A 21,701-nucleotide genomic window follows, 5' to 3' on the forward strand; every position below is an offset into this window, starting at 1 on the left:
AGTAGACGTCAGCCTGGAAGCGGCCCTTCTTCTTGAGATCGGCGACAAAACTGACGGCCTCGTCGGGGGGGGGGGGGGGGGGGGGGGGGGGGGGGGGGGCGGGCGGGGCGGGGGGCGGGGGCGGGGGGGGGGGGGGGGGGGGGGGGGGGGGGGGGGGGGGGGGGGGGCGGCCCCCCCCCCCCCCCGCCTCGGGGATCAGTCGCGAAGGATCAGTCCTTCAGCCGTACGCCCGGCAGCAGGCGGGTATGGTCGTCGCCGCGCACCGCCTCGAGCTCGTCCGGCTCCAGGCCGAGCGCCCTCAGGATGGTAGGCGCGACCTGCCTGTTCGCGACGCGCTCATCGACGACCGAGGGACCCAGTTTCGGATTGGAGACGACGAGCAGGACGTGCGTATCGTCCTCGGCGAAGCCGCCGTGCTCGGCGATCTTCTTCTTGCTCGCGCTATAGATCGTGCCGGCGATCGGCTGGATGATGATATCGGGCGTACGGCCGGCCGCGGGATCGCCGAACCGATCTACGAGCTCCTCGCCGGCATAGATCTTCTCGATGTGAGCCCGGTTGCTGGCCTTGCGGTCAGCCTCGAGGATCGCGGCGGCTTTAGCAGCGTCATTCTGGTCCTTGAGCCAGATCAGGGCAACGTCATCGGCGGTTTCCTGGGCCAGTGCAACGCCGCCATTCGTCAGCAGGTCAGCCGGATCGGTTACGTCGGCGCGCGTGCCGCCGCCCAGCTTCGGGTTGGTGCTGCCGGTCAGCATGTGAAGCTTGTTCAAGTCGATCGGCGACTGGCCATGCTTGGCGCCGACGATGATGAGCGTGTCACGGGCGAGGTGCTGGTCCGCCAGCGCATCCAGCATCTGGCCAAGCGAGGCCTCGACGAAGTCGAGCGACGCCTGTAGTTGCGCACTCGGCGTTGCCGCGGCGTCCAGATAGCCGTCGGAGGTCACCTTCTGGCCGACGCTGACGGCCTGAAAATTCATGCCAAAGATCGCGGGAACGCCGACCTTGGTTGTACCGGTGTGATCGAAGCCCTTGATCCAGTTGAGCACGGCCTTGACCTTGAGCTCGTCATAGGTGCGCGTGAAGCTCGGATCGGTGGTCCAGTCTGCGCCGGGCTGCCCCGGCACCGAGGTCGAGTTGATCTCGGGCGTATAGAGCTCATCGAGTCCCTTGCCGGACGGACCGCTGACGATTTCGTAGGCGGGGTGCTTGTCCGACCAGGCGGTGCGCCGACCCGCCTCGTGGATTACTTCCATAATGGTGTTGAGCCGCTGGAATTGATGCGGATACACCGGCTCGCATTTACCGGCCTTCAGGCGCATGGGCAGGTGCGTCGGATCGATATGGTTGGAGCCGGCAGGGCCGCCACCGTCGAGCTTCGTCAGGTCATAGTCGATCGATTCATCGAAGAGCGTCTCGGTTCCGGGATTGCCCTGGCAGTTGCTGCCGGGGGCGAACAGTGTGCGGTCGTAGGAATCGTCATAGAACACGCCATGGGTTTTCGGCGAACCGCCGGTCATGAACGCAAGGAGGCCCGGGAAGGAGTCCGAGGGCCGGGAAGTATGTGCATCGGTAAAGTGGACCCCATGCGCGAGCAGCCTGGCGAAGCTCGACGCAGGATGGGAACCGACATAATGCTGAAGGTCGACCTCATGCATGCCGTCGACGCTGATCAGCAGGACGTGCTTGACGTTGCTCTTGTCCTTGTCCTTGTCCCTGTCGTCGGCGTGCGCGAATGATGGTGCCAAGAGCGAAAGACTCAGGGTCGAGGCAAAGGCAAGAGCGACGGCCGCATGGGGCCGCTTTTCGATCGTCATTGTTGGACTCCCCAGTGATGTCTGTTGTTAGTTGACGTGCAGTCGCACGAGACCGCGCAGCGGAGAGCCTGGCGCTCCCGTCGCGTGCGTCAATTTGTAGCGTTGGGAAAACTAGGTAGCGGTGATGAACGCTGGATGACACCGCGATTACGTGGCGCGCGAAAATTTGCCTGTGTGCGGCGGCGTCAGCTCCTCAAGTCGGATGAGCCAATGCGGAAACACCTATTGCTGCGCGCGCGGCAGGAGCGGGGCCAGCAGCCCGCGCGTGACGCCCGGCGGCACCGCATCCAGGCCGAGCACCGCGCTCGCGGCCGGCAGCGTGGCGTCCGCCATCGCGGCGTGGCCTTCGGCGCTCGGATGCACGGCGCCGCCATAGACGGCTGAGAGCACGCCCCACGTCGCGTCGTGGATGTCGGTCGGCTGGCTCGCCGACGGCAGCCCTTGCGGATAGGTCATCGCGGCGAAATAGCTGTCATTGGCATCGCGGATCCAGCGCGCGCGCGGCAGGTAGGCGCGATATTCCGAGGCGCCGCGGCCGCACAGCATCGGCTGGCTCGCCGCGCTGACGATATCCGGATTGAAGCTCTGGCCGTTCTCGGCGAAGCAGGTGCGATCGAATTCGGGATCATTGCCGGAATGAGCGCAAAAACCGTGATCGGCGAACGCAGCCTGATGCGTGTCGACGAAGGTCATGCGGTCAGCCTCGGGATCGCGGCACAGTGCGCCGTTCGTGCAGGTGGCGAGCCCCTTCAGTTGTGGCAGGAACTCGGTGTCGACGAAGGTCGAGACGCGGGCGAGACGTTGCGGATCGGCATTGAACGCGGGATGGATGTCGAAGCCGCCACGGCCACCGCGGCAGGGCACGCCGCCGTCGGCCAGCGCCGGATTGCCGTAGGAGACGTAGACCACGTGCGAGAGATCGTCGCCGACCAGCGGCTTCAGCGCCTCGCGCAGCTTGACGAAATTCTGCGGCAGCTCGCGCTGGAGCGCATCGCGGGACTCGTCGACGCTCGCCATCACGCCCGAGCGGCGGAACAGGGCACGCTCGGTTGCGGTATCGACGATGACGTCGGCGACGAGACCGGAGAAGTAGACGTCGTTGGCGCCGATCGAGAGCAGCACCAGATCGAGATTGCGATCCGGCTGGCGTTTCTTGGCCGCGGTGAGCGCCTCGCGCAACTCCGCGACCTGGGCATTCACGCTGGTGTTGCAGACGCCGCTCTTGCCGGGCGGGCATTCGCGGGCGCGCTGCGAGCCGAGCAGCCCGTCGCTGATGCTGGCGCCGGTGCAGGCGAGCGGCAGATAGGTGACGGCGATATGGGTGTAGCGCACCGCGAGCGCGAGCGCGGTGCGGGCCTGGTAGCTGTAGAGCGAGCGGTGGCAAGGTGAGTTGAACCAGAGGGCACCGTAGCGCTGCCAGTTGGCGAGCGTATCCGGCGCCTCGCAGGCGCGACCGCCCTTGAAGCCAGCGCGGCTCGGCCGGTAATACTGTCCGCCGGCGGTGCCGAGATAGGAGCGGAAGCAAAAGCCCTCGTCCGACAGCGCCAGCGGCCGGTCCGGATTGCCTTCGCCGGAGGCGATGCTGTCGCCAAGGCCGGCGATGAAGATGTCGCGGACCTGGATCTCGGTTTGGACGCGCTGGCTCGGATCGGAGCCGGAGGAGACGTCGACGCTCGCGACCGTCTGCTTGCCGTAGCGGACCCGCAGATTGACCGGCTCGGCGCAGTCGAAGGTCGAGGTCTGTGGTCCGTCGCCGTCGTCGAACGACCAGGCGCAGGTGGCGCCGACCGGCACCGCGCCGGTCAAGCGCACGGTAATGGGGTGGTCGATCGGGGTGATGTAGTTCTCTTTGACGTTGTCGCGGGTGCAGGGCTGGTTGACCCGGCCCTGGAGGTCGATGCAGAGCCGGTTGACCATGTTGCGGGCCCAGCCGCGGCCCTCGCTCTGCAGCTCCAGCGACTGTTCGGCGGCGAGGATGCTGCGGTTACGCGCATTCTCGACATGCAGCAGGAAGTCGCGCTCCTCGCGAAACAGGCGGAAGCGGTTGCGGACCTCCCAGTTGATCTGCATGGCGCCGGCATCCTGCGCGACTGCGCGCTGAAGCGGCAAAACGGTAAGGAGCCCGGCCAGCAGCAGGGCGCCCGAGAGAAAACGGCGAAGGGAAACAGGGATCATGGCCCGCGTCTTCAACGGCAAAGTTGAGGCGGAAATAAGAGAGCATAGCTCTCCGCCCCGCAACCTTTGTCTGCCGCCTTTTACGGGCTGCCGGCGTGACCGCTGGCTGGCCGTTATCGTTTGCTGGCCTGGCGCACCAGCCGCTCGCGCTCCATCGGCGCCACCTGCTTGGGCAGGTTGGCTTGCGCGCAGGCTTCCGCCAGCCGTCGCCGCTCCTGCCAGGGCCGGACGACGTTCATCCAGAGCTCGCGGGTGCCCATGATGGAGATGGCGAGGCCGAACGGGATCACGAAATAGAGGATGCGGAAGACGAGCAGGGTCGCCAGCAGCTGCTCGCGGCCGAATTCGGGCAGTGCCACCAGCATGGCGGCGTCGAACACGCCGATCGAGCCCGGCGCATGGCTGGCGAAGCCCAGCAGCGTCGCCAGGATGAACACCACGGCGAGCGACAGGAAGTCGATCGGCGGATTGGCCGGCATCAGCAGGTACATCGCAAGAGCGCAGAAGCCGAGATCGATCACCCCGATCAGGATCTGCACCAGCGTCAACGGCGCGGACGGCAGCACGACCTTCCAGCCCTTTTGGCCGAGCTCACGGCGTTTGTCGCCCATGCAGAGCCAGACCAGATAGGCTGCAATCGAGGCGAGGCCGCCGAGCGCGATCAGCCGATTGATCGACGACGGCAGCTGATCCATGTAGGAGGCCGCATCCGGGTGGATGGTCATGCCGATCGAGAGCACGAAGATGTTACCGAGCCAGAAGGTCAGGCCGGAGAGGAAACAGATCTTGGCGACGTCGATCGCATTCAGCCCGTAGTCCGAGTAAATCCGGAAACGGATCGCACCGCCCGTGAACACGGTGGCGCCGATGTTGTGGCCGATCGAATAGGACGTGAAGCTCGACAGCGCTGCGATGCGGTAGGGCACGTGCTTCTTGCCGATCGTTCGCAGTGCAAAAAAATCGTAGAAGGTCAGCGTACAGAACGCGAAGAACACGCAGATCGCGGCTAGGCCGATATGCCCGCGGGGAATATCGCTCAATGCGGTCAGGATGACGCCGGTATCGATCCCCTTGAGGGTCCGCAGCAGCGTGGTGACCGCGAAGGCGATGATCATCACGCTCGCGGCAATACCGAGCCGTCGCCAGCCGATCCATCTCTTGAGGCCGCGTTTCAGCGCGGGCAGCAGTCCGTGCATTCATCCTCCCGGCGGGGGGCAAAACCGACCGGGCCAGACATTGGCCGGTCGGTTGCGATCAGTGCCCGAAATGAGCGTCGATCGCTAGGCATGATGTAGCTCATTTAAGGCAAAAACAGCGGCTTGTGCAGCCCTTGACAACGATAGGTTCTGCGCCGCACCGGCTGTTTTGTCATAAGTGGTTCACATGGCGCGCGCGTTAAGCATATGAGTCGGGGACCGATTTGCATCATGCACCCCGGACGTTCAGATGGTTTCAAATCCTGCGGTCGCAAGCATTGTTCCAGCGCAACGCTGCGGGCTTTCTTTGGAACGACGGCGCCGTGGACAGGTTAGCGCCCCATCAGCGATCGAACACGGCGAAACAGCGGCTTTGCGTGCAAGCCGATGCCGTCGTGTTCCCGAAACCCAGGAGGATCGGAACGATGGGACTGTTCACAAAAGACATCAAGACCATGAACGACCTGTTCGTGCATCAGCTGCAGGACATCTATTACGCCGAGCAGCAGCTCACCAAGGCGCTGCCGAAAATGGCAAATAAGGCGACCGATCCGCAGCTGAAGCAGGGCTTTTTGACGCACCTTGAAGAAACCAAGCAGCACGTCACGCGGCTCGAGGAAGTGTTCAAGATGCATGGTGCCCAGGTGAAGGCGGTCGACTGTCCCGCAATCGACGGCATCATCGAGGAGGCCGCCGAGACCGCGGGCGAAGTCGCGGACAAGGCGGTGCTCGACGCGGCGCTGATCAACGCGGCGCAGGCCGCCGAGCATTATGAGATCGTCCGCTACGGCAGCCTGATTGCCTGGGCCAAGCAGCTCGGCCGCAGCGACTGCGCGTCCGTGCTCGCGAAAACGCTCGAGGAAGAGAAGGCGACGGACAAGAAGCTGACCTCGCTTGCCGAGAGCAAGGTGAACCTGCGGGCGGCGAGCTAAGGCTTAGCCGCAAGAGCGCCGCGCGGTCATCCGCGCGGCGCTCGCCTGTCGCGCATCCATCATTCGGTCATTGTCGAAACATGACGGCTGGGCGGTGGCGTATATGTCGCATGGGGCTGCAATCGAGGTGGCAGCATGCGAGCCAGCACCATCAAATATGAAACATTCGACGCAGATGGTGCCCCACGCACCGCATCGCACCTTGCAACCTCGCTCACGCTGGCTGCGATGAGTCTCGGCTATGGCGTGGTGCAGCTCGATGTCACCATCGTCAACACCGCGCTCGATGCCATGGGCAAGTCGCTCGGCGGCGGGGTCGCCGAGCTGCAATGGGTGGTCAGCGCCTATACCATTGCTTTTGCCGCCTTCATCCTGACGGCCGGCGCACTTGGTGACCGGATCGGCGCCAAACGCATCTTCATGGCCGGGTTCGCGATCTTCACAGCGGCCTCGCTGGCCTGCGCGCTATCTCCCAACGCCATCGTGCTGATCGGTGCACGGCTGGTTCAGGGGCTGGCGGCGGCGATCCTGGTGCCCAATTCGCTGGCGCTGCTCAATCATGCCTATACGGACGACCGCGCGCGCGGTCGTGCCGTCGCGGTCTGGGCCGCAGGCGCGAGCCTGGCGCTGACAGCCGGTCCCTTCGTCGGCGGCGCGCTGATCACGCTGGTCGGCTGGCGCGCGATCTTCCTCGTCAATCTGCCGATCGGCCTCGCTGGTCTGTGGCTGAGCTGGCGCTTTGCGACCGAGACCACGCGGGCGCGCTCGCGCGAGATCGATCTGGCTGGCCAACTCGCGGCGATCGGCGCGCTCGGAGCCCTCGCGGGCGCGATCATCGAGGGCGGCGCGCTCGGCTGGCAGCATCCGCTCGTGCTTTCGGCTTTCGCGGCGGCCGCGGTCCTGGCCACGCTGTTCGTCTGGCGCGAGAGCCGCGCGGCGCAGCCGATGCTGCCGCTGTCCTTGTTCGGTCACCGGCTGTTTACCCTGACCACGGTCGTCGGCCTCCTCGTCAACGTCGCGATCTACGGCCTGATCTTCGTGCTCAGCCTCTACTTCCAGCGGATCAACGGGCTCTCGGCCTGGTGGACCGGGCTTGCCTTTGTGCCGATGATGGGCGCGGTGTTGCCGGTCAATCTGCTGGCGCCGCGCTTGGCCGAGCGCATCGGCCCGTGCCCGACCATCGTCGTCGGCGCCTGCATCTCGGCGCTTGGTTGTCTTGGTCTGGTCTGGATCGAGGCGGGGACGAGCTATTGGGCAATCTTCGCGCAGATGATCGCGATCAGCGGTGGACTTGGCCTCCTGGTGCCGCCTCTGACCTCGACCTTGCTCGGCAGCGTCGAGAAGGCGCGCTCCGGTATCGCTGCGGGTGTGCTCAATGCGACGCGGCAGACCGGCAGCGTCCTTGGTGTTGCGTTGTTCGGTTCGCTGGTGGCGTCCGACAGCGCGTTCATGATCGGCCTTCATCAGTCGCTAATCATATCGGCGGCTGTCCTGCTGCTGGCCGCCGGTGTGATCGGCCTCGGCGCAAAGGCGCACGGGCGGGCAATGTGAGCAGCCGCACACATTCCCTGTTCACCATTCCGGCAACCGGTGCACAGCCGGTTACCGACTGTCCATCTCTGCCGGTTCTAGTGCCCGATGGAATAGGGGCCGGCAATGTACCAAGTTCTGTTTTGTCTCACGGATCAGCATGATTGGCGTCTCGTCGTCCTTGGCGGGGCGGTATGCCTGCTCGCCAGCGCGGCGGCAATCAGCCTGTTTCATCGCGCGCGTGCGGCGAGCGGGTCGGCTCGCCTGGTTTGGGTTGCGCTCGATGCCGTCGTCGCCGGTTGCGGTATCTGGGCAACCCATTTCATCGCGATGCAGGCCTACGGGCCGGGCGCCGGTGGGGCCTACAACATCCCCGTAACGGTCCTGTCGCTGCTCTTTGCGATCGCAGTCACCTTCACCGGTCTTAGCATCTCGGTTTCGACGACGCACAGGGGTCTGGTCGCGGTCGGCGGCGCCGTCGTTGGCACCGGCGTGGCCGCGATGCATTACACCGGCATGATGGCGTTCGAGATTCCTGCCCATGTCGGCTGGACCACCGGGACCGTGACGGTGTCGATCTTGCTCGGCATCGTCTTTGGATCGTTCTCCCTGCACGTCGCGGGACGAGGCGATAGCCTGTCCAACGCGCTTGCCGCGACGACCCTGTTGACGGTCGCCATCGTCTCTCACCATTTCACCGCGATGGGCGCGCTGGAATTGACGCCCGATCCGACGCTTGTGATCAGCAGTCTTTCGATCCCGCCGACGTCGTTGTCGATCCTGACCGCCAGCGCGGCCGCTGCCATTCTCGTCATTGCGCTCACGGCGGCGGTGCTCGATCGTCGTGCCAAGGGCGAGATCGGACGCCAGCAGGTCGTGCTCGACACCGCGCTCGAGAACATGTCGCAGGGGCTCTGCATGTTCGATGCCGAAGGCAAGATCATCCTGTTCAACGAACGCTATGCGACGATGCTACGCCGCTCCGACATGCAGCTTACCGGCCGCGTCCTGCTCGACGTGGTCCGCGAGGAGGCGGCGAAGGGGCAGTGGAATGGCGAGCCCGAGCAATTCTTCGCACGCCTTGTCGAGGACGCCCGGGAGGGACGTACGACGACGGACGTCGTTCGACGGTTCGACCGCTCGATCCGCGTCGTCAACCAGCCGATGCAGGGCGGCGGCTGGGTCGCCACCTTCGAGGACATCACCGAATGGCTGGAGGCGCAGGCCAAGATCTCGCACATGGCGCGCCATGACGCGCTGACCAATCTGCCGAACCGCGTGCTGTTCCACGAGCAGCTCGAACAGGGGCTGCGCCGGGCTGGTGTGAACGACCAGCTCGCGGTGCTCTGCCTCGACCTCGACCATTTCAAGGACATCAACGACTCGCTCGGCCATCCCATTGGCGACGCGCTGCTGAAGGAAGTCGGCCGCAGGCTGAAGGCGACCGTCGGCGAGCACGACACCGTGGCCCGCCTCGGCGGCGATGAGTTCGCCGTGGTCCAGATCGGTCGCTCGGAGGAAGCCGCGGCGAGGGCGCTCGCCGGCCGCCTCGTCGAGGTGATCTCCGCGCCTTACGAGATCGACGACCATCAGATCGTGATCGGCGTCTCGATCGGCATCTCGCTTTCGCCGCAGGACGGCAGCAATCCCGACGAGCTGCTGAAGAACGCCGACCTCGCGCTGTACCGCGCCAAGGCCGACGGCCGCGGCACCTATCGCTTCTTCGAGACCGGCATGGATGCGCGGGCGCAGGCGCGGCGCTTGCTGGAAATGGATATGCGGGCGGCGCTCCAGCGCGACGAGTTCCAGCCGTACTACCAGCCGATCCGCGACGTCGCCAGCGATCGCGTGGTCGCCTTCGAGGCGCTGTTGCGCTGGAATCATCCGCATCGCGGCCTGATCTCGCCCATCAACTTCATTCCGCTTGCCGAGGAGACCGGCCTCATCATCCAGCTCGGTGAGCTCGTGTTGCACGCTGCCTGCGCGGATGCCGCGACCTGGCCCGACGATATCGGCGTCGCCGTGAATCTCTCGCCGGTGCAGTTCAAGAATCCGAACCTGATTACATCCGTGACCGACGCACTGGAGAGATCGGGCCTCGCGGCGCGCCGGCTCGAGCTCGAGATCACCGAATCCGTGCTGCTCCAGAACAGCGAGGCGACGCTGACCACGCTGCACGAGCTGCGCGCCATGGGCGTGCGCATCTCGCTCGACGATTTCGGCACCGGCTATTCCTCGCTGAGCTATCTGCGCAGCTTCCCGTTCGACAAGATCAAGATCGATCGTTCGTTCGTGTCCGAGCTTGCCACCCGCGAGGATTCGGTGGCGATCATCCGCGCCGTGACGGGCCTCGGCCGCAGCCTCGGCATCGTCACCACGGCGGAGGGCGTCGAGAACGACGCGCAGCTCGAGCTGCTCAGGCGCGAAGGCTGCACCCAGGCACAGGGCTATCTGTTCAGCATGCCCAGGCCCGCATCCGAAGTGGCTTTGATGCTGGAACGCCCGCGGCTGCTTGCCTCGGCCTAGAGAGGCCTAGCCGCGGCGCAGCGCGAAATGCGCGCCGCAGAACGCCATCACGGCGCCGAGACACAGTGCCGCGAGGCCCGCCAGCACGCCGGAAATGGTCGGGATCGGGCTCGGCGCCGAGGCGGCTTGTCCGGCGCCGGCGAGCAGGAGCACGCCGACCGCGATCAGGAATTGGCGCATCCGTTGCGGGATCTGGCCGGAGACGGCGCTTTGCATCAAGGACGCGGTGAAATAGCCGCCGGAGAATCCGACGGTCGCGATCAGCCACCAGGCCATCGCCGCGCCCGTCGGCATGAACTCATGCGTGTCCGAGCGCCAGAGACCGCCGAGGTCGAGCCCGTAGCGCGCGCCGAGCATATGCACCGCGAGCGCGAGCAGCACGCCCGAGATCATGGCGGCCCCGAGAATCAGGCGGCGCGGAAAATAGATCGTCTCAGCCATGGCCCGCTTGTAGGATGGGGGAGGGCGATCGCGCAAGCGGATCGCGGACGGGATTGACAGATGCAGGTTTCGGACGGGCAGGGCCGGTCGGTCACGAGCTATGCCTACAAGGCGTCGCTGATCGGCTCGGCGCATCGCTTCGAGCTGACCGATGAGGGATTGTCCTGGCACATCGCCGGCCGCTCGGGCGTCTGGCGCTATGATGAGATCAGTGCTGTCAGGCTGTCGTTCCGCCCGGTCTCGATGCAGCAGCACCGCTTTCGCGCCGATGTCAGCCGTACCAGTGGCGGCCGCATCGCGATCCTGTCGACGAGCTGGCAGACCGCGGCGCTGATGGCGCCGCAGGACAGAGGCTTTCGCGATTTTCTCGTCGAGCTGCACGCGCGGATGGCGAAGGCCGGCAGCCGGGCGGAGCTGACCGCCGGCCTCGGCCGCAAGACCTATGCGGCGGTGCTGGCGTTCCTCGCTATGCTGGCCGTGGCGATGGCCGGGTTGTTGATCCGCGCGCTGATGATCGGGGAATTCGCCGGCGTGCTGTTCATCCTCGGCTTCGCCGCGCTGTTCGCCTGGCAGGTCGGCGGCTTCGTCCGGCGCAACCAGCCGCGCAGCTACAGTTTTGATCGGCTGCCGCCCGGCTTGCTGCCCTAGCACTTGCAATCGGCCGCAATCAAAATTGACTTCGCAGCCGTGCGCCGGTCCCGCATCGTGCCGCGATGACAGTCATGGATCGCAGCACGCGCCTGCCGACGGCGGACGAGATCGCCGAGATCAATCGCACCCATCTGATCGATACGCCGCTCCAACCGGCCGATTTGCTGTTTCTGTTCGGCACCCGTGAGGACGTCGCGCTGCGCGCCGAGACCGCCGCGCGGCTATGGCGTCAGGGCCTTTTCCGCTGGTCGATTGTCAGCGGCGGCGTGACGCGCGGCTCGGAGCAATCCGAGTGCATGATCATCAAGGCGGCGATGGTCGATGCGGGCATTCCGGCGGATCGAATCCTCGAGGAGCATCGCGCGATGAACACCGGAGAGAACGTGATCTTCTCGCTGCCGATCATCGATGTGGCGCTGGGACTGCGCAACATTCGCAGCGTGATCTGCCTCGGCAACACCTGGACCGCGCGGCGCTATCCGATGACATTGCACCGGCACTGGCCCGAGGTGACGAAGCTGCTGCTCACCGTCGACAGTTTTGCGACGCCACGCACGCTCTGGCATACCGACGCCGAATTTCGCCGTCGTGTCCTGCACGAATGGGACAAGATCGAGCCGTACAAGGCGACGGGATTTATCGCGGAATGGCCGGAGCGCTGACCGGCGAGGGGCTACTCCGTCGAGTCGAAATCTTCCTCCTTGGTGCCGAGCAGCGAGACAATCGTGCGCAGCCCGGAATCGAGCTGCTCGAACGAGGGCGGGGCGAGCGCCAGCCGCACCGCGTTCGGAGCATGGCCATGCGCGACCGCGAAGGTCGACGACGGCGTCAGCGCGATGCCGCGCCGGGCCGCCGCGGCAACGAACGTCTGCGAACGCCAGTGCGATGGCAGCGTCAGCCAGAGATGATAGGAGCGCGCATCGGCGGCGATCTGGTAACCGGCGAGCAGTCGTGCCGCGGTCTGCTGGCGGCGTGCGGCGTCGATGCGCTTGAGCCGGGTCAGCTCGGCGACGGTGCCGTCGGCCATCAACCGCTGACCGGACGCGAGCGCGTGGCCCGAGGCGATCCAGCCGCCGGTGCGGACCGCGCTCATCACGGTCTCGCGCAAGTGAGGCGGCGCGACGAGGATGCCGAGCGCCAGACCCGGCGCGACTTTCTTTGAGAGGCTGTCGAGCACGATGCAGCGATCGGGTCCCAGCGCCGCGAGCGGCGTGTCGTCTGCGAGGAAGCCGTAGACGGTGTCCTCGATGATGGTGAGATCGAGCTTCTCGGCGACACGCATGATGTCGGCGCGCCGCGTCGCGTTCATGGTGACGCCGAGCGGGTTCTGGATGATGGGCTGAAGATACAGCGCCGAGAGATGCGCCTCGCGATGCGCCTTCTGGATCGCGTCAGGCCGCGCGCCAAATTCGTCCATCGGAATCGGCACCAGCGTGATGCCGAGCCGCGCGGCGATGCTCTTGACGTAAGGGTAGGTCAGCGCCTCGACGCCGCAGCGGCCGCCGGTCGGCACCAGTGCTGCGAGCGCGGCCGCGAGCGATTGCTTGCCATTGGCGGTGAACACGATCTGTTCGGCCTGCGGCGTGAAATCCTTGCGCGCGAGATAGGCGGCGGCCGCATTGCGCGCGCTCTTGGTGCCGGTGCTGGTCGAGGCGCGCAGCGCGGATTCGAGCGCGTCGACCCGTTCGAGCCCGGCGAGGCTCTTGGCGATCATCGCCCATTGCTGCGGCAGGAGCGGATAGTTGACCTCGAAATCGATACGCGCATCGCGCGGCTCGGTGATGATCTCGATCTCGCGCCTGATGTCGCCGGAGATGAAGGTGCCGCGGCCGACCTCGCCGACCACGAGCCCGCGGCGCAACAGCTCCGTGTAGACGCGGCTCGCGGTCGAGACCGCAATGCCACGGTCATAGGCAAAATTGCGCTGCGGCGGCAACCGGTCGCCGGCTCTTAACGTGCCGTTAGAGATATCCGCGGCAATGGCATCCGCGAGCTTCACGTACTCAAACTTGGACATATTGCACCGAGAGCAATGTTTTCCTTGCTCCGAGCAATGTACTGGAGCATTTAAGTTCCATCAAGGTCCGCGATTGAGCCGAGGAAAGCGAGAGCAATCCGACGGCAAATGAGGTGCAGGCGCTCAGGCGTTTGCGCCAACGGCATCCGCTTCGCCGCGCAGGACCAAAGGCCGGAGAAGAAACATGACCACGATCTCGCAAACTGCCGGGCGGAGCTTGCGCCCATCCTCGTCGAGCGGATTTTTTGGCACGCTCGCCACCGCTGCCTATGCGCTGTTCGACCGCCTGGAGCGCCGTTCCGCCGTCAAGACGCTGAACGAGCTCGACGACCGCGCCCTGCGCGACATCGGGATCAACCGCAGCCAGATCGAAGACGCCGTCTACGGGCAGTTCAAGGACGAGCTGACGCGGTATCTGTGAGCCCCTTCGCCTGTGTCCCGGACGCGCTGCAGCGTTCTTACGCTGCTGCGCAGAGCCGGGACCCAGAAAGCCGCAGAGCTCGCTGCCGCATGGGCCCCGGCTCTGCAGCGCATCACTTCGTGCTGCGCAGCGTCCGGGGCGCGAGACCTTTGTGCAACGATAAACACAGCTTCGCAGCCTCGCGGCTTGTTTCACCCGAGCTTTGGTTCGGCGCCTTGCCCTCAATTAAAAGAGGGCGCAGGGAAGACCGGGTGCCGGCTGGCACCCACGGTCCACTGTGCGATGATTGCGCTATAAAAATCTGCACAGCGGCATACAGGTGAAGCCAGGACATCCGGCCTTCCCTGCGCAGTGGCTTTACGGCTTATGTCGTGCTCTCCCCGGGGAGCGATGCACTATTGCCCCCGTCGCCTTGCGGATGACTGATGTGAGGGCCCGGTTGGGCCACACGCATCACCACGAGCCTTGGCGCAACAGACTCCGGGCGCCAGGACCACACGATTTCGCCGTACGCGGATCACACCGGTCGTGTGCGCGATGGTTTTGCTCACGGTTGCCCGCCCTGCAAAACCCTTCGCGCCGACGTGACCACGTCCACCGCCATCCAGCCCGCGTTCGTGACGATCGCGACACGCCCCTCTTCCTTGGGCCGGGTTGCGCGACACATACGCCGTTTCCGAATTTCGGTAAAGTGGAATATTTTTTGTGATGCGGATTGACCGAGAGTTCGGGTGTTTTGCCCGTCGGGCAGCACAATATCTTGTAGAATCTTTCCGCGATGGCAGTCTGGATTGCTTCGCTGCGCTCGCAATGACGGAGCAAGCGTCAGTGTCTCACCACCAGCACCGAGCACTTGGCATAACGCACCACATGCCCGGCATTGGAGCCGAGGAAATAGGTGCGCATCGCAGGCCGGTGCGAGGTCATGACGATCAGATCGGCCTTCATGTGCACGGCTTCCTCCAGGATCTCGTGATAGATGCCGCCCTGGCGCACCACGCTGGAGATGTGAGCGGCGTCGATGCCGGATTCGCGGGCGACGATGGCGAGTGCCTCTTCCGAGGTCTGGCGCTGCTGCTCGTCGAAATCGGCGGGGACGTATTCGGCCAGCATCACCGGCGTCATCGGCAGCACGTTGAGCAGCCGGATCGATCCGCCCCAGTTCTGCGACAGCGTTGCCGCGGTCGCGATCGCAGGCTTTGCCAGATCAGTGTCGGCGAGGTCGATGGGTACGAGGATGGACTTGAACATCTGCGCCTCCAAATCTTCCAGTCAAGATCCTGGGACCAAGCTGGATCAACCGGTCGAGACGGTGCCCGCGCGTCTCATCCCAGTCGAAGCAACTTGGGGCTGACGAACAGCACCAGTTTGCCGCGGCGGTAGGCCACGTCACCCCAATCCTTGACGTCAAAGTCGAGGACCGCAAGCCCCGCGGTAGGAAGATTGTCGGCAAGCGCCTTGGCGCCGGCCCGATCGCCGCTGCCCATCAGCATCAGGCCGGCCTCGTGCATGCCCGGATTGTGCCCAACCAGCAGCAATTGCCTGGGGTTGGCGGGAATCGTTGCAGTGCGAATGGTTTCGAGAATCTGCGCGGGATCGGCGCCGTAGAGCTCCGGCAGGATCTCGACCTGCGGCGCTGCGACGCGGTCCTTCATCGCCTGCCAGGCGATGTCCCAGGTCTGCCGGGCGCGGACGGCGTGCGACACCAGCACAGTCTCGGGCACGGCTGGGTGGGCGGCGATCCAGTCGCCCATCTCGGCGGCATCCCGCTGGCCGCGGTCGTCGAGCCGGCGGTCCTGGTCGCGGCCGCTCGGCGCGTGGGTCTCGGTCTTGGCGTGACGCAGCAGCATCAAACGGCGCATGGCATTCTCGAATCGTTCCACGTCCAGGATAATCTAAAAGGATAATCTACAGGTGTCGGTTGAGGACAAGGTGACAAGCGCCCGATTGGTCCTTTAAGAAGATTGCTCCGTTAACAAAAATGACATGAGCGAGACTTTCACAAGCGTGTCCCAGGAAGAAGCCGGCTTTCGTGAACGTGCGCGGCTGTCGTTCGATCTCGACGCCGACATTTGCGTGATCGGGGCGGGGCTTGCCGGCCTCTCCATTGCGCTGGAGGCGGCCCGGCTCGGGGCCAGCGTGGCGGTGCTCGAGGGCCGCCATGTCGGCTGGAACGCCTCCGGCAACCAGCTCGGCGCCGTGACGCCGGGCTTCGCGCTGCCGCTCACCGAGCTGATCGAGCGCATCGGCTTTGAGGACGCCAGCGAATTGTGGACGCTCTCGAAGCAGGGCGCCGAGTTCGTCCGGGCCAACGCCACCGAGGAGAACATGCCGGGCATCGGCCTCACAGACGGGGTGCTGGAGGTCTCCAACGTCGATGCCGGCGACCGGCTGATCAGCCGGCTCCAGATGCTGAACGAGGATTTCGACACCGAGGCCGAGGGCTGGCAGGTCGATCGCGTCCGCGAGGCGCTCAAGACCGATCGTTACTTCCACGGCGTCTACTACCCCAAAGCGTTCCAGGTCGACGGCCGCAAATACGTGCACGGCCTGGCCGCGCTGGCGCGGCGCGCCGGCGCCCGCATCTTCGAGGATACGCCGGTCGTCAGCATCGATCATTCCGGCATCCGCAAGCGCATCGTCACGCCGTCGGCGCGGCTGCGCGCCACGCACATCGTGCTCGCCGGCAACATCCATCTCGGCGCGCCGTTGCGGCGGCTGTCGGAGACGCTGCTGCCGGTCTGGCGTTACGCTGGAATTACCGCGCCGCTCGGCGAGCGCCTGCACGAGATCATCGGCTTCAAGGGATCGGTGATGGATTCCGACCGCGTCGATCATTTTCGTATCGTCGACGGCGACCGCCTGATGTGGGAGAGCCCGGAGACCACCTGGGCCGCGCGGCCGCAGCGCTTTGCAGGTAGCGTCAAGCGGCGGATCCGCACGATCTTCCCCCGGCTCGGCGATGTCGAGATCACCGAGACGTTCGGCGGCGCCACCGGTCAGACCGTGCACGGCATGCCGCAGATCGGCCAGCTGCGCAAAGGCCTGTGGGTGGCGAGCGGGTTCGGCCGCCAGGGCATGAACACGTCCGCGATGGCCGGGCAGCTGATCGCGCGCAGCATCCTGTGGGGCGACGAGCGCTGGAAGCTGTTCTCGCCGTTCGAGCTGGTGTGGGCCGGCGGCACCACCGGGCGGGTCGCGGGCCAATTGGTCGGCATCTGGGGCAGGGCGAGCTCCACGGCCGCGGGGTCGCTCGCCCGCTATCGCGAGCGGGCACGGGTCAAGGACAGGGAACGCGAGGCGCGGCTGGCCGAGGCCAACCGGGCCGCCGGCACCGGCCCGCGCCGTCCGCCGCCCGAGGTTCGGCCGCGCATGGCTCCGGCGCCGCAGCCGGCTGCCGCGGCGGAGGCGGAACCGGTTTCCCACGAGCAGGGCGTCTCGCAATAAGTTGAGAAAAATCCCGCCTGGAAGTGTAACGTCCGCCGTTAGAACCCGTATCTCAGGGCGTGAACTTCCTGCGCACGGAGAAAGACATGTTTGACCGCCGCATCTTGTTGACGACCGTCGCCGGCCTGTTCGGCCTTTCGACCTTCCGCTGGCTGAGAGCAACGCCGGCTCAAGCCGCCGAGAAGTTCGAGATCGAGAAGACCGACGCCGAGTGGCGGGCCCAGCTCACGCCGCAGCAATATGAGATCCTGCGCAAAGAGGGAACCGAACGGCCGGGCACCAGCCCGCTGCTCAAGGAGCATCGCAAAGGCGTCTTCGCCTGCGCCGGTTGCGATCTGCCGGTGTTCGCCTCGGAGACCAAGTTCGAGAGCGGCACGGGTTGGCCGAGCTTCTACCAGCCGATCGAGGGCAATGTCGGCAAGACCGAGGACCGCACCTTCGGCATGGTGCGCACCGAGGTGCATTGCCGGCGCTGCGGCGGCCATCTCGGCCACGTCTTCGATGACGGTCCGAAGCCGACCGGATTGCGCTATTGCATCGACGGTTTCGGGCTGGTCTTTCACCCGGCGTCGCCGTCGGCGACGTGAGCTTTGGGTGACGTTTAATCCCGGCAATTGTTGCCGGCCCGGCAATTGTGCCCCGGTCATGCGACCGGGGCCTTTCTATTTAAGTCATTGATTTCCTGAGAATACCCGCATTGGCATAGGCCTTGCGACGTCTCCTCCGAATGCGGCCACTGGTCTGCCGGCCGCCGAGATCGGATCTGGAGACAAAGTTATGGGTATCTTCGATGCAATGAACACCTCGGTGGGTGGCCTGCAGGCGCAGTCCTACGCGCTTCAGAACATTTCCGGCAACATCGCGAACTCATCCACCACCGCTTACAAGGGCATCGGGACCAGCTTCGAGGATCTCATCCCCGATTCCTCGGTGCCCAACAAGCAGGTCGCCGGCGGCGTCACCGCGCATGCGCAGGCAACGATCACCACGCAGGGCACGATCTCGGGCTCCAGTGTCGCCACCAACATGGCGATCACGGGCGATGGCTTCTTCTCGGTGCAGAAGGCGACCGGCGTCGTCGACAACGTGCCGGTGTTCGACGGCGTCTCCTATTACACCCGTCGCGGCGACTTCCAGGTCAACGCCAACGGCAATTTGATCAACGGCGCCGGCTACTATCTGATGGGTGTCGCGGTCGATCCGAAAACCGGCAACCCGCTCGGCAGCGTGCCGACGGTGCTGCAATTCCAGAACAACTTCGTCCCGGCGCAGGCAACGACCTCGATCCAGTATGCGGCGAACCTGCCGACCACGCCGAACACGGTGGCGAGCTCGACAGCGGCGAGCCACACGCTGCTGGCCAATGGCGGTCTCGATCCGACTGACTTCCTCGCGTCGAACCCCCTGCCGATCGGCAGTCCCCCTCCGCGCACGGACGCCACCATCACGAGTGCGGGTGCCAACAACAGTGTGCCCGGTCCGATCACCGGTGCGACGAAATTGTCGGGCACCGCGCCGAGCGACTCGCTGACAACGAGCTTCGCGGCCGGTGACACCATCATCGTCGGTAGTTCCCCTGCGACGACAATCACGATTACTGCGGCGGGCACCGGCCTGCAGGACGCGACCCACGTTCGCGCCGACGACACCGTCGGCAACCTGCTTACGGCGATCGGCACCGCCACGGGCGTAGCGCCATCCATCAACGCCTCGAACGGCAAGATCACATTCCACACCGGCACGGCGCAGGACCTCAACATCACGAGCACGGCGCCCGCATTCTCCGCGCTTGGATTGACGAGCCCGGTGACCCAGGCACGTGGCACCGGCATGACCGCAACCGGTGTGGTGATGGGCAGCGACGTCACCACCTTTACCAAGGAGTCGATCAGCGGCGGCGCGGTGACGGCCTACAATGCGGCCGGTACGCCCGTGAACCTGCAGTTGCGCTGGGTCAAGACCGACAGTTCCGCACTGGGCGCCACACACAGCGATACCTGGAACCTGTTCTACCAGACCGACCCCAGTGCGACCGGCAGCACGCAGCCGGCCTGGGTGAACACCGGCCAGACCTTCGCTTTCGCCAGTGACGGCTCGCTCACCTCGCCGAGCGGCTCGGGCATCACCATCAACAACGTCAGCGTCAGCGGCCAGTCGCTCGGCTCGGTCGCCTTCAACCTCTCCTCCGGCGGGCTGACGCAATTTGCGAGCACCAGCGGCGCGGTGACCATCAACACAATTACGCAGAACGGCTACGCCGCCGGCCAGCTCCGCTCGGTCGCCGTCAACAACAACGGCCTCGTTGTCGGCACCTTTTCCAACGGCCAGAACCTCGATCTCGCCTCGGTAACGCTGTCGCACTTCAACGGCACCAACTACCTGAAGGCATTGGACGGCGGCGCTTATGCCGTGACCGATCAGTCGGGCCCGGCGATCGCGGGCGCCTCGGGCACCATCAGCGGCTCGTCGCTGGAGGGATCCAACACCGATATCGCCGACGAGTTCACCAAGCTGATCGTGACGCAGCAGGCCTATTCGGCCAACACCAAGGTGATCACGACGGCGAATTCGATGGTGCAGGACCTCTTGAACGTGTTGCGCTGATCGGTCCGCCGGCGCGTAACGTAACCAAAGACGGCAGGTCAACATGGGTTTGAGTTCAGCCCTCGCCAGTGCGATGAGCGGTCTGCGTGCCAACCAGGCCGCGCTCTCGATCGTCTCGTCGAACGTCGCGAATTCGCAGACGCCGGGTTACGTCGCCCAGACGCCGAACCAGGTCGAGGTTACCACCGCGGACTTCGGATCGTCGGTGATGACGACCGGCGTCAGCCGGGAGCTCGACACCTTCGTGCAGAACCAGCTTCGCACCGAGACCGGCGGTAGCGGCTACGCCGACCAGATGGCCAACATCCTGAAGCAGCTTCAGAACGTCTATGGCAACCCCGGTGGCAGCGGCACGCTCGAAACGGCGCTGAACAACTTCACCAGCTCGCTCCAGGCGCTATCGACGAGCGCGGGCTCGTCGTCGGCGCAGACGGTCGCGGTCGGGGCGGCGCAGGCGCTGGCGACGCAGCTCAACGTCACCACCAAGGGCATCCAGTCGCTGCGCTCCAACGCTGAGCAGGATCTCGGCACCTCGGCACAGCAGGCCAACGCGGCGATGAACCAGATCGCCGACATCAACACCAAGCTACAGGGCCTGTCTTCGAGCGATCCGTCCGCCGCAACGCTGATGGATCAGCGCGACCAGGCCATCAACTCGCTGTCCAAATATGTCGACGTTCGCGTCACCACCGACGGATCGAACCAGGCCAACATCTACACCACCACGGGCATCCAACTCGTCGGCGCGGGGCTCGCCTCGCAATTCACCTTCGCCTCCGCCGGCGCACTCTCGGCGACCTCGCTTTACAACACCAATCCGGCCAAGTCCGGTGTCGGCGCGTTCAACATCAAGCTGCCGAACGGGTCGCAGATCGACGTCGTCGCCAACAACGTGGTATCCTCCGGCCAGATCGCGGCGGATCTGAAGCTGCGCGACCAGACGCTGGTGCAGGCGCAGACCCAGATCGACCAGCTCGCCGCGACGATGTCGAGCGCGCTGTCGGACAAGACCACGACGGGCACGGCGGTCTCGGGCCCACCGGCGGGCTTCGACCTCGATCTCGCCGGCGCCGCACCGGGCAACACGGTCAACCTGACCTACACCGACACGACGACCAACACGCAGCGCCAGATTACGCTGGTCAACGTGACCGACCCGGCGGCATTGCCGCTCCAAAACGCGACGAATGCGAACCCGATGCAGGTCGGAGTGAATTTCTCCGGCGGCATGGGCGCGATCGCCTCGGCGCTCAACACCGCTCTATCCGGCACGCACCTGTCATTCTCCGCGGCGCCGCTGCCCGCCACGGCCACGACGCTGCGGATGACCGATGACGGCACCGGCCTCGCCAAGATCAACTCGTCCTCGATCACCAAGACGATCTCCTCGCTGACCTCGGGCAGTCCGCAGCTGCCGCTGTTCACCGACGGCGGCCAGGCGCTCTACACCGGCGCGATCACTGCAGCGGGCTCGCAGATGACCGGCCTTGCCGGGCGCATCGCAGTGAACACGCAGCTCGCCACCGATCCGACCCGGCTGTCGGTCTATAGCACCTCGCCGGTGACACCGGCCGGCGACACCACGCGCTCGGACTATCTCTATTCGCAGCTCACCAATGCTGTGTTCTCCTATTCGCCGCAGACCGGTCTCGGTTCGGCGAGCCAGCCGTTCAGCGGCAGCGTCTCGAACTACCTTCAGCAATTCTTGAGCGTCCAGAGCAACGCATCGACCCAGGCGACGCAGCTCCAGCAGGGCCAGAGCGTCGTGGTCTCGACGCTCCAGGCGAAATTCAACTCGACCTCCAGCGTCAATCTCGACGCCGAGATGTCGAACCTGATCCAGCTCCAGAATGCCTACGCGGCCAATGCCCATCTCATGTCGGTGGTGCAAAGCATGATGAACACGCTGCTCCAGGCTCAAGGGTAACCGCGCGTATCAAGTGTAGG

The 21,701-nt window shown here is 65.3% G+C and carries 17 protein-coding genes; 10 read left to right on the top strand and 7 right to left on the bottom strand.

Going from position 1 to position 21,701, the window contains the following annotated elements; genetic code table 11:
- Positions 1-209 precede the first annotated feature (209 nt).
- From ABID58_RS36200 to ABID58_RS36210, 3 genes are all read right to left on the bottom strand, one after another.
- Positions 210-1,814, bottom strand: coding sequence for an alkaline phosphatase family protein (locus tag ABID58_RS36200; RefSeq protein WP_354037632.1), 1,605 nt, complete (start codon positions 1,812-1,814; stop codon positions 210-212).
- Between the two features lie 222 nt (positions 1,815-2,036).
- Positions 2,037-3,989 (bottom strand): SGNH/GDSL hydrolase family protein, encoded by a 1,953-nt coding sequence (locus tag ABID58_RS36205; protein ID WP_354037633.1) that lies wholly within the window; start codon positions 3,987-3,989, stop codon positions 2,037-2,039.
- A 113-nt stretch (positions 3,990-4,102) separates the two neighbouring features.
- Complete coding sequence (locus ABID58_RS36210; RefSeq protein WP_354037634.1) at positions 4,103-5,185, bottom strand: lysylphosphatidylglycerol synthase transmembrane domain-containing protein; 1,083 nt, start codon at positions 5,183-5,185, stop codon at positions 4,103-4,105.
- A gap of 425 nt (positions 5,186-5,610) precedes the next feature.
- Between ABID58_RS36210 and ABID58_RS36215 the strand changes: the two genes are divergently transcribed.
- The 3 genes from ABID58_RS36215 to ABID58_RS36225 all read left to right on the top strand — a co-directional run bounded on the left by ABID58_RS36215 (position 5,611) and on the right by ABID58_RS36225 (position 10,173).
- Positions 5,611-6,117 carry a YciE/YciF ferroxidase family protein gene (locus ABID58_RS36215; RefSeq protein WP_148751321.1) on the top strand — a complete coding sequence of 169 codons (507 nt, stop codon included), beginning with the start codon at positions 5,611-5,613 and terminating at the stop codon, positions 6,115-6,117.
- A 135-nt stretch (positions 6,118-6,252) separates the two neighbouring features.
- Complete coding sequence (locus ABID58_RS36220; RefSeq protein ID WP_354037635.1) at positions 6,253-7,668, top strand: MFS transporter; 1,416 nt, start codon at positions 6,253-6,255, stop codon at positions 7,666-7,668.
- Positions 7,669-7,773: 105 nt separating this feature from the next.
- Positions 7,774-10,173, top strand: coding sequence for a bifunctional diguanylate cyclase/phosphodiesterase (locus tag ABID58_RS36225; RefSeq protein WP_354037636.1), 2,400 nt, complete (start codon positions 7,774-7,776; stop codon positions 10,171-10,173).
- Between the two features lie 6 nt (positions 10,174-10,179).
- On the opposite strand, the gene ABID58_RS36230 is transcribed toward ABID58_RS36225, so the two are convergent.
- The gene (locus ABID58_RS36230) at positions 10,180-10,614 is read right to left on the bottom strand and encodes a hypothetical protein (protein WP_148751324.1); all 435 of its coding nucleotides are present in this window, start codon (positions 10,612-10,614) and stop codon (positions 10,180-10,182) included.
- Between the two features lie 60 nt (positions 10,615-10,674).
- Here ABID58_RS36230 and ABID58_RS36235 point away from each other — a divergent pair, with 60 nt between their 5' ends.
- Complete coding sequence (locus ABID58_RS36235) at positions 10,675-11,262, top strand: hypothetical protein (protein ID WP_354037637.1); 588 nt, start codon at positions 10,675-10,677, stop codon at positions 11,260-11,262.
- A 65-nt stretch (positions 11,263-11,327) separates the two neighbouring features.
- Positions 11,328-11,927: a YdcF family protein gene (locus tag ABID58_RS36240; protein ID WP_354037638.1), complete on the top strand. Its 600-nt coding sequence runs from the start codon at positions 11,328-11,330 to the stop codon at positions 11,925-11,927.
- 11 nt (positions 11,928-11,938) lie between these two features.
- On the opposite strand, the gene ABID58_RS36245 is transcribed toward ABID58_RS36240, so the two are convergent.
- Positions 11,939-13,282 carry an aminotransferase-like domain-containing protein gene (locus tag ABID58_RS36245; protein WP_148751327.1) on the bottom strand — a complete coding sequence of 448 codons (1,344 nt, stop codon included), beginning with the start codon at positions 13,280-13,282 and terminating at the stop codon, positions 11,939-11,941.
- 184 nt (positions 13,283-13,466) lie between these two features.
- Between ABID58_RS36245 and ABID58_RS36250 the strand changes: the two genes are divergently transcribed.
- Entirely contained in the window at positions 13,467-13,703 is a 237-nt protein-coding gene (locus ABID58_RS36250; protein ID WP_148751328.1) for a DUF1127 domain-containing protein, read from the top strand.
- Positions 13,704-14,528: 825 nt separating this feature from the next.
- Here the strand turns inward: ABID58_RS36250 and ABID58_RS36255 are convergent.
- Both ABID58_RS36255 and ABID58_RS36260 read right to left on the bottom strand, forming a co-directional pair.
- Positions 14,529-14,954 (bottom strand): universal stress protein, encoded by a 426-nt coding sequence (locus tag ABID58_RS36255; RefSeq protein ID WP_354037639.1) that lies wholly within the window; start codon positions 14,952-14,954, stop codon positions 14,529-14,531.
- Between the two features lie 74 nt (positions 14,955-15,028).
- Complete coding sequence (locus tag ABID58_RS36260) at positions 15,029-15,565, bottom strand: SixA phosphatase family protein (RefSeq protein ID WP_187434849.1); 537 nt, start codon at positions 15,563-15,565, stop codon at positions 15,029-15,031.
- Between the two features lie 124 nt (positions 15,566-15,689).
- On the opposite strand from ABID58_RS36260, the gene ABID58_RS36265 reads away from it, so the two are divergent.
- The 4 genes from ABID58_RS36265 (at position 15,690) to flgK (ending at position 21,681) form a co-directional block, all read left to right on the top strand.
- Positions 15,690-17,150, top strand: a complete 1,461-nt coding sequence (locus ABID58_RS36265) for an NAD(P)/FAD-dependent oxidoreductase (RefSeq protein WP_354037640.1) — start codon at positions 15,690-15,692, stop codon at positions 17,148-17,150.
- 86 nt (positions 17,151-17,236) lie between these two features.
- On the top strand, positions 17,237-17,737 hold the full coding sequence (msrB, locus tag ABID58_RS36270; RefSeq protein ID WP_354037641.1) for a peptide-methionine (R)-S-oxide reductase MsrB: 501 nt from the start codon (positions 17,237-17,239) through the stop codon (positions 17,735-17,737).
- 190 nt (positions 17,738-17,927) lie between these two features.
- A complete protein-coding gene (locus ABID58_RS36275) occupies positions 17,928-19,754 on the top strand; it encodes a flagellar hook protein FlgE (protein ID WP_354037642.1) in 1,827 nt (608 codons plus the stop codon).
- Positions 19,755-19,797: 43 nt separating this feature from the next.
- On the top strand, positions 19,798-21,681 hold the full coding sequence (gene flgK / locus ABID58_RS36280) for a flagellar hook-associated protein FlgK (protein ID WP_354037643.1): 1,884 nt from the start codon (positions 19,798-19,800) through the stop codon (positions 21,679-21,681).
- The last annotated feature ends 20 nt before the right edge of the window (positions 21,682-21,701 follow it).

It is taken from the genome of Bradyrhizobium sp. S3.2.6 (genome assembly GCF_040546885.1).
GTDB lineage: Bacteria > Pseudomonadota > Alphaproteobacteria > Rhizobiales > Xanthobacteraceae > Bradyrhizobium > Bradyrhizobium cytisi.